The sequence below is a fragment of the Pseudomonas sp. D(2018) genome (assembly GCF_005502555.1).
In the GTDB taxonomy this organism is placed as follows: domain Bacteria; phylum Pseudomonadota; class Gammaproteobacteria; order Pseudomonadales; family Pseudomonadaceae; genus Metapseudomonas; species Metapseudomonas resinovorans.
Window position 1 is genome coordinate 70,196 of the sequence record NZ_SCOK01000023.1, and the last position, 14,390, is coordinate 84,585.

At 61.2% G+C, this 14,390-nt stretch carries 15 protein-coding genes and 1 tRNA gene; 9 read left to right on the forward strand and 7 right to left on the reverse strand.

The genetic code is table 11. The annotated features are described in order from the left end of the window. Positions 1-831: 831 nt before the first annotated feature. Positions 832-1,032 (forward strand): hypothetical protein, encoded by a 201-nt coding sequence (locus tag FFS60_RS16200; RefSeq protein ID WP_137822541.1) that lies wholly within the window; start codon positions 832-834, stop codon positions 1,030-1,032. Between the two features lie 72 nt (positions 1,033-1,104). On the opposite strand, the gene FFS60_RS16205 is transcribed toward FFS60_RS16200, so the two are convergent. Beyond that, a tRNA-Ser gene (locus FFS60_RS16205) sits at positions 1,105-1,194 on the reverse strand. Between the two features lie 127 nt (positions 1,195-1,321). On the opposite strand from FFS60_RS16205, the gene FFS60_RS16210 reads away from it, so the two are divergent. From FFS60_RS16210 to FFS60_RS16240, 7 genes are all read left to right on the forward strand, one after another. Beyond that, positions 1,322-1,990, forward strand: coding sequence for a Bax inhibitor-1/YccA family protein (locus tag FFS60_RS16210; protein ID WP_028630512.1), 669 nt, complete (start codon positions 1,322-1,324; stop codon positions 1,988-1,990). Between the two features lie 114 nt (positions 1,991-2,104). Continuing rightward, positions 2,105-2,497, forward strand: coding sequence for a sulfurtransferase complex subunit TusD (gene tusD / locus FFS60_RS16215; protein WP_028630511.1), 393 nt, complete (start codon positions 2,105-2,107; stop codon positions 2,495-2,497). A gap of 1 nt (position 2,498) precedes the next feature. Next, positions 2,499-2,855 (forward strand): sulfurtransferase complex subunit TusC, encoded by a 357-nt coding sequence (tusC, locus tag FFS60_RS16220; protein ID WP_137822542.1) that lies wholly within the window; start codon positions 2,499-2,501, stop codon positions 2,853-2,855. Further along, positions 2,855-3,157, forward strand: a complete 303-nt coding sequence (gene tusB / locus FFS60_RS16225; RefSeq protein ID WP_028630509.1) for a sulfurtransferase complex subunit TusB — start codon at positions 2,855-2,857, stop codon at positions 3,155-3,157. Before tusC ends, tusB begins: the two co-directional genes overlap by 1 nt. Beyond that, on the forward strand, positions 3,154-3,489 hold the full coding sequence (locus FFS60_RS16230; RefSeq protein ID WP_028630508.1) for a TusE/DsrC/DsvC family sulfur relay protein: 336 nt from the start codon (positions 3,154-3,156) through the stop codon (positions 3,487-3,489). The genes tusB and FFS60_RS16230 overlap by 4 nt, the downstream gene beginning before the upstream one ends. After that, entirely contained in the window at positions 3,486-4,469 is a 984-nt protein-coding gene (locus tag FFS60_RS16235; protein WP_028630507.1) for a glycosyl transferase family protein, read from the forward strand. Before FFS60_RS16230 ends, FFS60_RS16235 begins: the two co-directional genes overlap by 4 nt. Before the next feature lie 85 nt (positions 4,470-4,554). After that, complete coding sequence (locus tag FFS60_RS16240; protein ID WP_137822543.1) at positions 4,555-5,568, forward strand: glutathione S-transferase family protein; 1,014 nt, start codon at positions 4,555-4,557, stop codon at positions 5,566-5,568. On the opposite strand, the gene cysG is transcribed toward FFS60_RS16240, so the two are convergent. From cysG to ftsK, 6 genes are all read right to left on the reverse strand, one after another. Further along, positions 5,553-6,947: a siroheme synthase CysG gene (cysG, locus tag FFS60_RS16245; RefSeq protein ID WP_137822544.1), complete on the reverse strand. Its 1,395-nt coding sequence runs from the start codon at positions 6,945-6,947 to the stop codon at positions 5,553-5,555. The genes FFS60_RS16240 and cysG overlap by 16 nt on opposite strands. 122 nt (positions 6,948-7,069) lie before the next feature. Further along, positions 7,070-8,350, reverse strand: a complete 1,281-nt coding sequence (serS, locus tag FFS60_RS16250; protein ID WP_028630504.1) for a serine--tRNA ligase — start codon at positions 8,348-8,350, stop codon at positions 7,070-7,072. Positions 8,351-8,366: 16 nt separating this feature from the next. Beyond that, the gene (gene crcB / locus FFS60_RS16255; RefSeq protein WP_028630503.1) at positions 8,367-8,741 is read right to left on the reverse strand and encodes a fluoride efflux transporter CrcB; all 375 of its coding nucleotides are present in this window, start codon (positions 8,739-8,741) and stop codon (positions 8,367-8,369) included. Beyond that, positions 8,741-10,063, reverse strand: a complete 1,323-nt coding sequence (locus FFS60_RS16260) for a replication-associated recombination protein A (RefSeq protein WP_028630502.1) — start codon at positions 10,061-10,063, stop codon at positions 8,741-8,743. The genes crcB and FFS60_RS16260 overlap by 1 nt, the downstream gene beginning before the upstream one ends. 12 nt (positions 10,064-10,075) lie before the next feature. Then, on the reverse strand, positions 10,076-10,702 hold the full coding sequence (gene lolA, locus FFS60_RS16265; RefSeq protein WP_028630501.1) for an outer membrane lipoprotein chaperone LolA: 627 nt from the start codon (positions 10,700-10,702) through the stop codon (positions 10,076-10,078). Positions 10,703-10,731: 29 nt separating this feature from the next. After that, positions 10,732-13,092 (reverse strand): DNA translocase FtsK, encoded by a 2,361-nt coding sequence (gene ftsK / locus FFS60_RS16270; RefSeq protein WP_036997761.1) that lies wholly within the window; start codon positions 13,090-13,092, stop codon positions 10,732-10,734. Between the two features lie 313 nt (positions 13,093-13,405). On the opposite strand from ftsK, the gene trxB reads away from it, so the two are divergent. Continuing rightward, complete coding sequence (trxB, locus tag FFS60_RS16275) at positions 13,406-14,356, forward strand: thioredoxin-disulfide reductase (RefSeq protein ID WP_028630499.1); 951 nt, start codon at positions 13,406-13,408, stop codon at positions 14,354-14,356. Positions 14,357-14,390 lie beyond the last annotated feature (34 nt).

The window sequence follows — 14,390 nt, forward strand, 5'->3', positions numbered from 1 at the left end:
TATCTCGTAGAGCAATGCACCCGGTCGGAATTGAGCCCAGCGCTGATGGGGACTACGCCCCGCCTCGCCGGCAGCGATGTTGGCGGCTTCAGTCGGCGCAGGGCTCAGAGACGATACCGTCCCCAGTGGATTCACTTGCCTGGGCAACTCATGGGCCCAGGGCACAGTGGGTGGACTCGGCGGAAATACAGGGACCACAGTTGCCGACTGGACCCTAGTACCCGTCATCAGCAGCGGCGCCGCCATAGTCGCTGCCGTCAGTTTCAGAAATTTCCGTCTCCCCTCACCGTCAGCCAGATCCTCAGGCCGACCTGTAGCGTGCTCGCTGTCAGGGCATTTCATGACTCTCTCCAGTTGCTGACCTTCGACACTGGACGGACGCCTGAAGGCATCTCTCGTGGAAACTGCACCAGTGACGACATGGGCTATTTGAGCTATTGCTCGTCTTGTTTAGCGCCGCAGAATGTCAATAACCTGACTAAAGTGCAGATGTTACGAAATGTAAATGCCGCACAGTCAACGTAATGACACGTCCGTCTGCCAAGCTCTACAAGCGCAGAAAAAGACGCGAAAAACTCGCTCGGCTACCACTGGAGACTCCGACGGAGCCTGATCGACAAGAAGTTGGCGCCGTGTAGCCAACAGCCTGCCGAGAGGCTCTGGACCAAGGCACGCGCATGCCAACACGCCCTGGAAGCGCAAGTGCGACTACTGAACGGCAGACGGAGTGTCAGAGCCGCTGAAATGATCCGTAGCGACTGGGCAGTTGCGAGATCAGCCAACTCTGGCTATCAAAAATGTTCCACTTCTTTCCCTACAAGGAGTTCCACCATGAGTGCACGCTTCTCGGTGAAAAGAATCCCGCGAGCAGACGCCAGAGGAATCAGAAATAGCGAAGTTCTCGGAGGAACGGCGTTGGATGCCTACTGGTACCGCATCATCGACAGAGCGACTGGCGACTACGTCGGCGCCAAGCATCAGGACGAGGCCCTGGCCAACAACGAGTGCGAAAAGCTGAACACCAGGACGTGAGCCTCGCAAACGTAATTTGCCAGCCCCGGAAACGAAAAAGCCCCGTGAATCGGGGCTTTTCTGTATTTAAGATGGCGGAGGCGGTGAGATTCGAACTCACGGAAGAGTCTCCCCTTCGGCGGTTTTCAAGACCGCTGCCTTAAACCACTCGGCCACACCTCCGCTTGCGCGGGGCGCCATAGTACCGGAACGCAACACGCTGTCAAACTCTTGCATTTGGCCCTTCTCACGCCTCTGATAATATCCAGGTCTGACCAAGGTCACGGAAACCAATCTCGGGAGTGTCGCGATGAACGAACAGAACTTTGCCCTCAACCCTGCGCAGGCGGAGCAGCTGGAAGTCAGCCGCATCCTGCGCAACACGTACGGGCTTCTGGCCCTGACCCTTGCGTTCAGCGGTTTGGTTGCCTACGTCGCCCAGCAGATGCGCGTGCCCTACCCCAGCATCTTTGTGGTGCTGATCGGTTTCTACGGGCTGTTCTTCCTCACCGTGAAGCTGCGTGATTCGGCCTGGGGTCTCGTGTCCACCTTCGCGCTGACCGGCTTCATGGGCTACACCCTGGGTCCGATCCTCAATATGTATCTCGGCATGCCCAACGGCGGCGAGGTGGTCAGCTCGGCCTTCGCCATGACCGCCCTGGTGTTCTTCGGCTTGTCGGCGTACGTGCTCACCACTCGCAAGGACATGAGTTTCCTTGGCGGTTTCATCACCGCCGGGTTCTTCGTCCTGATCGGCGCCATGCTGGCCAGCTTCTTTTTCAACATCAGCGGCCTGCAACTGGCGATCAGCGCTGGTTTCGTGGTGTTCTCGTCGGTCTGCATCCTGTACCAGACCAGCGCCATCATCCATGGCGGCGAGCGCAACTACATCATGGCCACCATCAGCCTGTACGTTTCCATCTACAACCTGTTCATCAGCCTGCTGCAACTGATTGGCGTATTCAGCAGCGACGATTGATCGCCAACCAACTCCTCGGACTAGCCCGCTTCGGCGGGCTTTTTTCTGTCCGGGCGGGAAAAAGAACGCGTCTGGCCGTATCATTCCAGCAGTTTTCCCGTCATCCGAGCGACCATGAAATTCGCCATCGCCCTCTTTGCGCCACCCCATGCGCCCTCCTCGCGTCGCGCCCTGCGCTTCGCTGAAGCCTGCCTGGCCGGCGGGCACGAAATCGTCCGCTTGTTCTTTTATCAGGATGGTGTGCATAGCGCCTCCGCCAATGTCGTCGCCCCGCAAGATGAACCCAACCTCTCCGCGGAATGGAGCGAGTTCGTACGCAAGCACGAGTTGGACGGCGTGGTCTGCATTGCGGCGGCACTGCGCCGCGGCGTGCTGAACCAGGAAGAAGCGCAGCGCTATGAACGGCCCGCGGCTAATCTGGCCGAAGGCTGGGAACTGTCCGGCCTGGGCCAGCTTCATGAAGCTGCCCAGATGGCCGACCGCCTGGTCAGCTTCGGAGGCAACTGAGATGAAATCCATGCTGATCATCAGTCGCCAGGCGCCCTGGAGCGGCCCCGGCGCCCGCGAAGCGCTGGACATCGCCCTTGCAGGTGGCGCCTTCGATTTGCCCCTCGGCTTGCTATTCCTCGACGACGGGGTCTTCCAACTTGTCGCCCAGCAGCAGCCGACGGCACTCCAGCAGAAGGACCTGACCGCCAACCTCCAGGCGCTCCCCCTGTTCGGCGTGCAGTCGCTCTACGCCTCTGCGCGCAGCCTGCAGGAGCGTGGCCTGGACAATGCCACCCTGAACCTCACGGTAGATGTCCTCGACGACAGCGCCCTGACCACTCTTATCGGCCGCTACGACCAGGTGCTCACTCTCTGATGGCCACCCTGCACATCCTCTCTCACTCTCCCTTTGCCGACAGCCGGATGGGTAGCTGCCTGCGTCTGCTGGGAGCTGGCGACGGCCTGCTGCTCAGTGGTGATGCCGTCTATGCCCTTCAACCTGGCAGCATCGCTCGCCAGGCTCTGGAGTTGATGCCCGACTCCGTCACCCTGCATGCACTCGCCGAAGACCTGGACGCCCGCACCCTGACTGATCTGCCGGAGCGCCTGAACGCGGTGGATTACCCGGCCTTCATCGCGTTGTGCTGTCACTACGACAAGGTGAATAGTTGGCTATGAGCGAATTGCTGATAGAAGGCCACAGCATCCCGCTTGACAAGGACGGCTACCTTCAAGAGCTGACTGACTGGAGTCCAGCGGTGGCCAATGCCCTAGCTGCCCGCGAAGAGCTGGAACTGCAGCCGGAGCACTGGGAAATCATCGAACTGCTGCGCGGTTTCTATACCGAGTTCCAGCTCTCTCCGGCCAACCGTCCGCTGGTCAAGTACGTGGCGCAGAAGCTCGGCCCGGACAAGGGTAACAGCCTGCACCTCAATCGCCTCTTCAAAGGCGCGCCGGCCAAGCTTGCCGCCAAGCTCGCCGGCCTACCGAAGCCGACCAACTGCCTATGAATCTCGTCACCCCACCGGAACATCCCTTCGCCCAATTCGTCCGAATACTCGGCAAGGGCAAGCGCGGCGCACGCAATATGACCCGCGAGGAAGCCCGCGAAGCCATGGGCATGCTCCTCGACGGCGAAGTTGAAGACACTCAGCTCGGCGCCTTCCTCATGCTCCTGCGGCACAAGGAAGAAAACGCCGAGGAACTGGCCGGCTTCACCGAAGCCTTCCGACAACGGAACCTGGCACCACAAATTCCCGTCGACCTGGATTGGCCGAGCTACGCCGGTAAAAAGCGCCATCTGCCCTGGTACCTGTTGGCTGCCAAGGCGCTTGCCGATAGAGGTGTGCGCATCCTACTCCACGGTGGCGGCGCCCATACGGCTGGCCGTCTCTACAGTGAACAGCTACTGGAACTGCTGGACATTCCGCTTTGCCAGGACTGGCAACAAGTGGCCAATGCCCTCGACGAGCGCCGACTGGCGTTCATTCCACTGGGCGCCTGGGCACCACAACTTCAACGCATGATCGACCTGCGTAACACGCTTGGCCTGCGCTCGCCCATCCACTCCCTTGCCCGCATCCTCAATCCGCTCGGCGCCCGCTGCGGCCTGCAGAGCATCTTCCACCCGGGCTACCAGGCGGAACACCGCGAAGCCAGCCGGCTACTGAGCGATCACGCCATCGTGATCAAGGGGGAAGGCGGTGAAGTCGAAGTCAATCCCGATGGCACCTGCCACCTCTACGGAACCACCGATGGCAACGCCTGGGACGAAGAATGGCCGCCGCTCTCCGCGCAACGCCACGTAAAGCCGGACAGCCTGGACCCCAACCAGTTGGTCGCCGTATGGCGCGGCGAAAGCGAAGATGATTACGGCCGTCTGGCCGTTCGCTCCACCATGGCCCTTGCCCTACGCGGCCTGGGCTCAACACGAGAAGAGGCCTTTGCCGAAGCTGATCGACTCTGGGCGGAGCGCAAGATATCGATCTGACTGATCGTTAAAACCACGAAATTGCGCTTTTCCATCGAAGCGCCATCGATAAACTGGCTCCAGAACCCAACCTCGGAGACCAACCATGGGCCTGCTGATCGATGGAAAATGGCATGACAAGTGGTACGACACCGCCAAGGACGGCCGCTTTCAACGTGAAAGCGCGCGGCGACGGAACTGGATCACTGCCGACGGTTCGCCTGGCCCTTCAGGTATCGGCGGCTTCCCCGCCGAATCGGGCCGCTATCACCTCTACGTATCCCTTGCCTGCCCGTGGGCACACCGAACCCTGATCTTCCGCAAGCTGAAGGGCCTGGAATCACTGATCGACGTATCGGTGGTGAGCTGGCTGATGCTGGAGCAAGGCTGGACTTTCGACCCGCAATTCGGCTCGACGGGAGACAAGCTGGGAGGGCTGGCGTACCTGCATCAGCGCTATACGCGGGACAGCCCCAACTACAGCGGCCGTGTGACAGTGCCGCTGCTGTGGGACAAGCAGACCGACAGCATCGTCAGCAATGAATCATCCGAGATCATCCGGATGTTCAACGGCGCCTTCGATCACCTGACCGGCAACCACCTGAACTTCTATCCGCAAGCACTGCGCCCCGAGATCGATGCGCTCAACGAACGTATCTACCCGGCCGTAAACAACGGCGTCTATCGCGCTGGCTTCGCCACTACCCAGGACGCCTACGAAGAGGCTTTCCACGCTCTGTTCGACGAACTGGATCAACTGGATGCACTACTGGAAACACGACGCTATCTGACGGGTGAGCGAGTCACAGAAGCGGATTGGCGTCTGTTCACCACCTTGATCCGCTTCGACGCTGTTTACCACGGCCACTTCAAGTGCAACCTGCGGCGCCTGGAGGACTACCCCAACCTCTCAGGTTGGCTGCGCGAGCTGTACCAATGGCCGGGCGTTGCAGAGACGGTGAACTTCACCCATATCAAGCACCACTACTACGCCAGCCATCGCACGATAAATCCCACGGGCGTGGTGCCTCTGGGTCCGAGACAGGACTTCAACCGCCCCCATGGTCGTGGGCATCTGAAAGCACGGCCAGTGGCGTTGAGGGATCAGACCCCGGCCTGACCGCCCTCGAACCAGGCCAACTTGTCGCGCAAGGTTACCACTTCGCCCACGATCACCAGGGTGGGGGCGTGGACCTCGTGCTCAGCCACCAGTTGCGGCAGGTTGGCCAGCGTTCCGGTAAATACGCGCTGGCGGCTGGTGGTGCCTTGCTGCACCAGCGCTGCCGGAGTTTCGGCGGCGCGACCATGCTTGATCAGTTGCTCGCAAATCAACGGTAGACCCACCAGCCCCATGTAGAAGACCAGAGTCTGGCCAGGTGCGGTCAAATCCCTCCAGGGAAGATCGCAACTGCCATCCTTCAGGTGGCCGGTGACGAAACGCACGGATTGCGCATAGTCGCGGTGAGTCAGCGGAATACCGGCATAGGCAGAGCAGCCGGAAGCAGCAGTGATGCCGGGCACAACCTGGAAGGGAATGCCGTTGGCTGCCAGCTCTTCGATCTCTTCACCACCTCGACCGAAGATGAAAGGATCGCCTCCTTTCAGCCGCAGCACCCGCTTACCCAGCTTGGCCTGCTCGATCAGCAAGCGATTGATTTCGTCCTGAGGCAAGGCGTGGTCGGCGCGGCGCTTGCCTACATAGATGCGCTCGGCATCACGGCGGCAGAGTTCGATGATGGCCGGCGCGACGAGACGGTCGTAGAGCACCACATCGGCCTGCTGCATCAAGCGCAAGGCGCGGAAGGTCAGCAAGTCGGGATCACCCGGCCCCGCCCCCACCAGATAAACCTCACCCAGGGCCTTGGGAGCGCCCCCGGCAACTCGTTCAGCCAGCAGGCGCTCAGCTTCAGCGCCCTGCCCGGCCAGCATGCGCTCGGCCACTGGCCCCTGGAAAACCTCCTCCCAGAACACCCGACGTTGCTGCACATCAGGAAGCAGGGTCTTTACCTGGTTGCGGAACTTCTTCGCCAAACCGGCCAGTTGACCGTAAGCGGCGGGAATCCAGGTTTCGATCTTGGCACGGATCAACCGCGCCAGGACGGGGGCGTCACCGGCGCTGGAAACCGCAACTATCAGCGGCGAACGGTCGACGATAGCGGGAAAGATCACGCTGCAGAGTTTGGGGGCATCCACCACGTTGACGGGAATGCCGCGCGCCTGGGCCTGGCCCGACACTTCGGCATTCAACGCTTGGTCATCACTGGCCGCGATTGCCAGCACACAGGTATCAAGGTCCACAACCTGGTACCCGCGCAAATGGGATTCACCGCCACTCTGCTCGACCATTTCCAACAGTTGCGCGTCGATCTGCGGCGCGACCACCCGTAGTCGCGCACCGGCATCCGCCAACAGACGCGCCTTGCGCAGGGCCACTTCGCCCCCACCGACCACGAGCACCTGGCGCCCTTGAAGATTGTGGAACAGCGGGAGGAATTCCATAGCAGCGCCTTCTAGCAATAACGGGTGGAGGTAGAGCTTGAACGGCCACCGCCCGCGTGCAGCCTGGCTGCGACGCGGGCGGTTGGGCGCTCCATTGCCCCTGCCTGGCAGGGGGCGGGCAATCAGCCGATGACTTCGATACCACCCATGTAGGGCTTGAGCACATCGGGCACACGGATGCTGCCATCAGCCTGCTGATAGTTCTCCAGCACGGCGACCAAGGTACGGCCGACGGCGAGGCCGGAGCCATTCAGGGTGTGTACCAGTTCGGGCTTGCCGGTTTCCGGGTTACGGTAGCGCGCCTGCATGCGGCGGGCCTGAAAGTCGCCGCAGTTGGAGCAGGAAGAAATCTCGCGGTACTTATCCTGGCTCGGCACCCAGACTTCCAGGTCGTAGGTCTTGGTGGCGCTGAAGCCCATGTCACCGGTGCAGAGGGCCAACACGCGGTACGGCAGCTCGAGCAGTTGCAGCACACGCTCGGCGTTGGCGGTCATACCTTCCAGAGCCTCGAAGGACTTGGACGGCTCGACGATCTGCACCATCTCAACCTTGTCGAACTGATGCTGACGGATCATGCCGCGAGTGTCGCGACCCGATGCACCGGCCTCGCTGCGGAAGCACGGTGTATGGGCAACAAACTTGATCGGCAGTTGTTTGGCATCGACGATCTCGCCGGAGACGATATTGGTCAGGGACACTTCGGCGGTCGGGATCAGGTAGAAATCCGCCTCGTTTTCACGGGAGATCTTGAACAGGTCTTCCTCGAACTTCGGCAGCTGACCAGTGCCCTGCAGTGCCGGAGCCTGAACCAGGTAAGGCGTGTAGGCCTCCTCATATCCGTGGTCGGTGACGTGCAGGTTGATCATGAACTGCGCCAGGGCACGATGCAGGCGGGCGATGGGGCCGCGCAGCAGGGCGAAACGCGCGCCGGAAAGCTTGGCGGCGGTTTCGAAGTCCAGCCAGCCATACTGCTCGCCCAAGGCTACGTGGTCCTTGACCTCAAAATCGAAGTTGCGCGGAGTACCCCAGCGGCGCACTTCAACATTGCCCTCCTCGTCCTCGCCTACGGGCACGGACTCATGGGGCAGGTTCGGGATATTCAGCAGCAGGTTGTCCAGCTCGACCTGGATGCTCTCCAGTTCGCGCTTACCCTCTTCCAGCTCACTGCCCATGCGGTCCACATCGGCCAGCAGCGGTGCGATGTCTTCACCGCGCTGCTTGGCCTGGCCAATGGACTTGGAACGGCTATTGCGCTCGGCCTGCAGCTGTTCGGTACGGGTCTGCACGGACTTGCGCTGGTTCTCCAGCGCTTCCAGGCGCGCTACATCCAATTCAAAGCCGCGGGTGGCAAGGCGTTCCGCGATTTCCCGGGGCTGGGTGCGGACCAGTTTGGCATCGAGCATGTCAGGTTCTCGTCTCTCAGATTTTCGTCAGTATCAGGCCGGCCCACGTGGCGAGCAGGCCACCCAGCACGCTCAACGCTGCGTAGCCAAGGGCCAGTGGCAGCTGGCCGCTTTCCAGCAGGCGCAGCGTGTCGAGGGAAAAGGATGAAAAAGTCGTCAGGCCGCCCAGGAATCCCACCATTAGGCCGGAACGGATTTCCACCGGCACTTCAGGGCGTAACAGGAACAAGCCATATAAATAGCCGATCAACAAGCAACCGACGATATTGACCGCAAGGGTACCGGCGTAGAAGTACCGTGGCCAGTAGCTCGCGACCAGATTGCCAGTAGCGAATCGCAGCAACGTGCCCGCCGTACCACCAGCGGCGACAGCAAGAATCAGTCCGATCACTATTTTCTCCGTTGCCAGGGGCTGTTGCGATCGAGGTTGTGCAAATGCTGCAGCTTGTCGCGAATCTTCAGCTCCAAGCCACGGGGCACCGGCTGATAGTACTGGCGAGGCTCAAGCTGCTCGGGAAAATAGTCCTCCCCCGCCGCGTAAGCATCGGGCTCGTCGTGGGCGTAACGGTACTCCTCGCCATAACCCAGCTGTTTCATCAGCTTGGTCGGTGCATTGCGCAGGTGCAGCGGCACCTCAAGCGAACCGTTTTCAGCGGCATCGCGCATAGCGGCCTTGAATGCCATGTAGACAGCGTTGCTCTTCGGTGCACAGGCCAGGTAGGTAATCGCCTGGGCAACCGCCAACTCGCCTTCGGGGCTGCCAAGACGCTCCTGCACATCCCAGGCCGACAGGCACAGACCAAGGGCTCTCGGATCGGCGTTGCCGATGTCTTCGCTGGCCATCCGCACCACACGCCGGGCGAGGTAGAGCGGATCGCAGCCGCCATCGAGCATGCGCGCATACCAGTAAAGCGCGGCATCCGGATCGGAACCACGCACCGACTTGTGCAGGGCGGAAATCTGGTCGTAGAACGCCTCACCGCCCTTGTCGAAGCGGCGACGGCTATCGCCCAGCAGGTTCTGCAACAGTTCCACCCCGATCTCACCGCCGTCTTCGGCGAGGTCGGAGGCATTCTCCAGCAGGTTGAGCAGGCGTCGACCGTCACCATCCGCAGCAGCCATCAGGATGGAAAAACTCTCGTCCGGCAGGCTCAGCTTACGCGTGCCAAGCCCCTTGTCCTCGTTCAACGCACGCACCACCAGCTTGCGCAAGGCAGCCTCATCCAGGCTCTTCAACACATAGACCCGCGCCCGAGAAAGCAGCGCGTTATTGAGCTCGAAGGACGGATTTTCGGTAGTAGCACCGATGAAAATCAGGGTGCCGTCTTCCACATAGGGCAGGAAGGCGTCTTGTTGGGATTTGTTGAAACGGTGCACCTCGTCCACGAATAGGATGGTACGGCGCCCATACTGAGCAGCTTGCTGCTTGGCAACTTCAACCGAATGCCGGATTTCCTTGACCCCGGAGAGCACAGCAGAAATGGTTTCGAAGTGGGCGTCGGTGACCTGGGCCAGCAACTTGGCCAGGGTCGTCTTGCCGACCCCGGGCGGCCCCCAGAAGATCATTGAGTGCAGTGCACCCTGCTCCAACGCCTCACGCAGGGGCTTGCCCGGCGCCAGCAAGTGCTCCTGGCCTACGTACTCATCCAGGCTGGCAGCACGCAGGCGCGCCGCCAGAGGCTGGGCGATGGGTTCGGAGCGGAAGAGGTCCATGGGCGTTGCAGCTTATTCCTGGATGACGTCGGCGCCTTCCGGGATCTTGAAGTTGAACTGCGCGGCATCGATCGCCTGGTTCATCTTGACCCCAAGGAAGAGGATGTTGGTGCGCTGGCCGACGCTGTCGATCAGCTGCATGTCGTTGATCACACCGTTGCGGAAGGACAGGCGCAGGGTATCGAACAGGGTGTCCTTGGCCTTGGGCTTGAGGATGAAGTCCACCACGTCACCGCCCTCCTTGTGTGTGATGTCGAAGTTCTCACTGATCTTTGAGACATCGCCGGACAGCAGCAGCGCCGGAGTATGGGTCAGGCGTTGATCCAGAGTCTGGATGGTTACCTGCTGCAGGTCCGGGTCGTACAGCCACACCTTCTCTCCGTTGGAGACCAGCAATTGCTCCATCGGCGCATCGGTATGCCAGCGGAACAGGCCCGGCCGCTTCAGCGAGAGTTCGCCGGAGGTTTCTTGCAGTTGAGTACCGGAACCATCCAGGGTCAGCTGAGAGAAACGACCACTGATGGTCTGGGCCTTGTTCAGCATTTCGGTCAGGCGGCTGATGGCCACCTCGTCGTCGGCGTGGACATTCAGGGCCGCCAGGCCAAGTACCGCCACCATGAGCATGCGGATCAGTCGCATGGAAATCCTCGTCAAAAATCCGTTTCGGTTCAGTCTCGCACCGGTGCCGGCGCAGTGACTTCGCGCGACCCGTTGCCATTCATGGGGCTCACCACCCCAGCTATTTCCATCGCCTCGATCATGCGCGCGGCGCGGTTGTAGCCAATCTTCAGTTTGCGCTGAACTGCGGAAATCGATGCGCGACGGCTTTCGGTAACGAAGCGTACAGCCTCGTCGTAGAGCGGGTCGTCCTCGCTGCCCTCGCTGCCGCCTTCGCTGCCCTCGCCACCAGAGAAGCTGCCGCCGCCCTCTTCCGCGCCAGCTAGGATGTCTTCGATGTAGTCCGGTGCGCCGCGTAGCTTCCAGGCCTCCACCACACGATGCACTTCGTCGTCGGAAACGAAGGCGCCATGGACGCGGATCGGCAAGCCGGTGCCCGGCGGCAGGTAAAGCATGTCGCCGTGACCGAGCAGTTGCTCCGCGCCACCCTGGTCGAGAATGGTGCGCGAGTCGATCTTGCTGGACACCTGGAACGCCATGCGAGTCGGGATGTTGGCTTTGATCAGACCGGTGATCACATCCACCGATGGGCGTTGGGTGGCGAGGATCAGGTGGATGCCGGCGGCACGTGCCTTCTGGGCGATGCGGGCGATCAGCTCTTCGACCTTCTTGCCGACGATCATCATCATGTCGGCGAACTCGTCGACAACGACCACGATGGTTGGCAGTGTCTTAAGCAGCGGCGCTTCGTCTTCCATGCTCTCGCGGCGATAGAGCGGGTCGGTCAACGGAGTGCCCGCTTCCTCGGCATCCTTCACCTTCCGGTTGAAGCCCGCCAGGTTCCGCACTCCCATGGCGGCCATCAGCTTGTAGCGCCGCTCCATCTCGGCAACGCTCCAGCGCAGGGCGTTGGCAGCCTCCTTCATGTCGGTAACCACCGGACAAAGCAGGTGCGGGATGCCTTCGTAGATGGACAGCTCCAACATCTTCGGGTCGATCATGATCATCCGCGCCTGCTCGGGCGTGGACTTGAACAGAATCGACAGGATCATGGCATTCACGCCCACCGACTTACCGGAGCCAGTGGTACCCGCCACCAACAGGTGGGGCATCTTGGCCAGGTCAGTGATGATCGGCTTGCCACCGATATCATGACCCAGGGCCAGAGTGACCGGCGACTTGGCGTCGTCATACTCAGGCGAAGAAAGCACCTCGGAGAAACGCACGATCTGGCGATCCTCGTTGGGTATCTCGATACCAACGGTGGTCTTGCCTGGAATCACCTCCACCACGCGGACGCTGATCACCGCCAGGGAGCGGGCCAGGTCTTTCGCCAGGTTGGAGATGCGGCTGACCTTCACGCCTGCGGCCGGCTGAATCTCGAAGCGAGTAATCACCGGGCCTGGATGGACCGATTCCACGATCACTTCGACGCCGAATTCCTTCAGCTTGATTTCCAGTAGGCGTGACATGGCCTCCAGAGACTCCGGAGAGAAACTTTTCTGCTTCTTCTCGGCGGCATCGAGAATGGAAATGGGCGGCAAAGTGCCTTCGATAGCCGTATCGACGAACAGCGGAGCTTGCTTCTCCTTCTGCACACGCTTGCTCGCCTCGGCCGGCTTGGGTGGCGGCGGCGGTGCTATGACTGGGGCCGGGCGCTTCTCGCGCTCGGTCATGTGCTTGGTGAGGGCCTCCTCGCGCTCAATCAGGCGCTCCTTGACCTTGGCCTGCTCGCGGCGGTCTGGCACGACCGGCGCGGCGACTTCGTTTACACGCACATCGACTTCACGCAGCTTGGCCACCAGTTGCTTGCGTTCCAGGCGCGCGCTCCACCAACGGTTGACGGCATTCTGGATGAGCTCGAAGAGGTCAAGGGTGATCTTGCCGGTCAAGTCCATGACCTTGAACCAGGACAGGTCGGTGAACACGGTCAGGCCGAACAGGAAGAGTGCAAAGAACAGCAACGTGCTGCCCTGCACATTCAGGGCGTTGACCGCGAGATGGCTGAGACTCTCGCCCAGGGCACCACCGGCAGAGGCCGGCAGCCCGGCATGGTCCTGAAAGTGGATATCAGCCAACGCGGAGCCGGACAGTACCAGAAAGACCAACCCGATCAGCCGCCAGGAGAACAACCAGCCGCTCCAGTCAATGGGCTCATGGCGATGACGGAAGACTTGCAGCGTCTTTATCGCCAGCAGCAGCGGAAAAACATAGGCGAAATAGCCAAGGGCCATGAACAGGATATCGGCGAACCAGGCACCCAGGCGGCCGGCAGCATTCTGTACCTGTTCGACGTTGCTGTTGTGGGTCCAGCCCGGATCGGAGGAATCGTAGGTGAGCAACGCCATCCACAGGTAGAGGCAGACTGCGCCTAGCGCGATCAACGCACCTTCCTTGAGGCGATAATGCATTTGCTGGCGCCAGACAGGGATCTGGGCTCTAGTCGTGGAATTCTTCAAAACGCGTCTTTTCCTGCGCCCGCGGCGCGTTCAAGAGTCGGTCGAGGGTAAAAGTCCGCTGGCAGTGCGCCATCACGGGCTCCAACCCATTCGGAACGTGGCCCATTGTACGGATTTGCCCGCGCGACGCCATGCGGGAACGGATTGTCGCTCCGGCGTTTTGGCGACGTCTCGCGCTTCGGTGTAGCATAGCCGCCAACGATTTGCGTAATGCTCAATTGGAGCATGCATTCTCTTTCGTGACAAAGACTTATGGAGCCTTTTTATGAGTGAAGTCAAGCATTCCCGATTGATCGTCCTGGGCTCCGGCCCGGCGGGCTACACCGCGGCCGTCTATGCCGCTCGCGCCAACCTCAAGCCGGTGGTCATCACTGGCATCCAGCCCGGCGGCCAACTGACCACCACTACCGAAGTGGACAACTGGCCGGGCGACATCGAAGGCCTCACCGGTCCCGCCCTGATGGAACGCATGCAAAAACATGCCGAGCGCTTCGACACCGAGATTGTCTACGACCACATCCACACCGCCGAGTTGCAGAAGCGCCCCTTCATCCTCAAGGGTGACAGCGGTACTTACAGCTGCGACGCGCTGATCATCGCCACCGGCGCCTCGGCCCAGTACCTCGGCCTGCCGTCCGAGGAAGCCTTCGCCGGCAAGGGCGTTTCCGCCTGCGCCACTTGCGACGGCTTCTTCTATCGCAACCAGGTGGTCTGCGTGGTCGGCGGCGGCAACACCGCGGTAGAGGAAGCCCTCTACCTGTCCAACATCGCCAAGGAAGTGCACCTGATCCACCGCCGCGAAAAGCTGCGCTCCGAAAAGATCCTCCAGGACAAGCTGTTCGAAAAAGCCGCCAATGGCAACGTGCGCCTGCACTGGAACCACACGCTGGATGAAGTGCTGGGCGACAACACCGGCGTGACCGGCGTGCGCCTGAAGAGCACTGCCGACGGCAGCACCAAGGAGCTGTCGCTGGCCGGCGTGTTCATTGCCATCGGCCACAAGCCGAACACCGATCTGTTCCAGGGTCAGCTGGAAATGCGCGACGGCTACCTGATCGTCCAGGGCGGCCTCGAAGGCAATGCCACGCTCACCAGCACCCCGGGCGTATTTGCAGCCGGCGACGTGGCCGACCACGTCTACCGCCAAGCCATTACCTCTGCTGGCTCAGGCTGCATGGCCGCACTGGACGCCGAAAAGTTCCTCGACGACAACTGACAGGCCAGGCGGGCCACCAGGCCCGCCCTCCCCT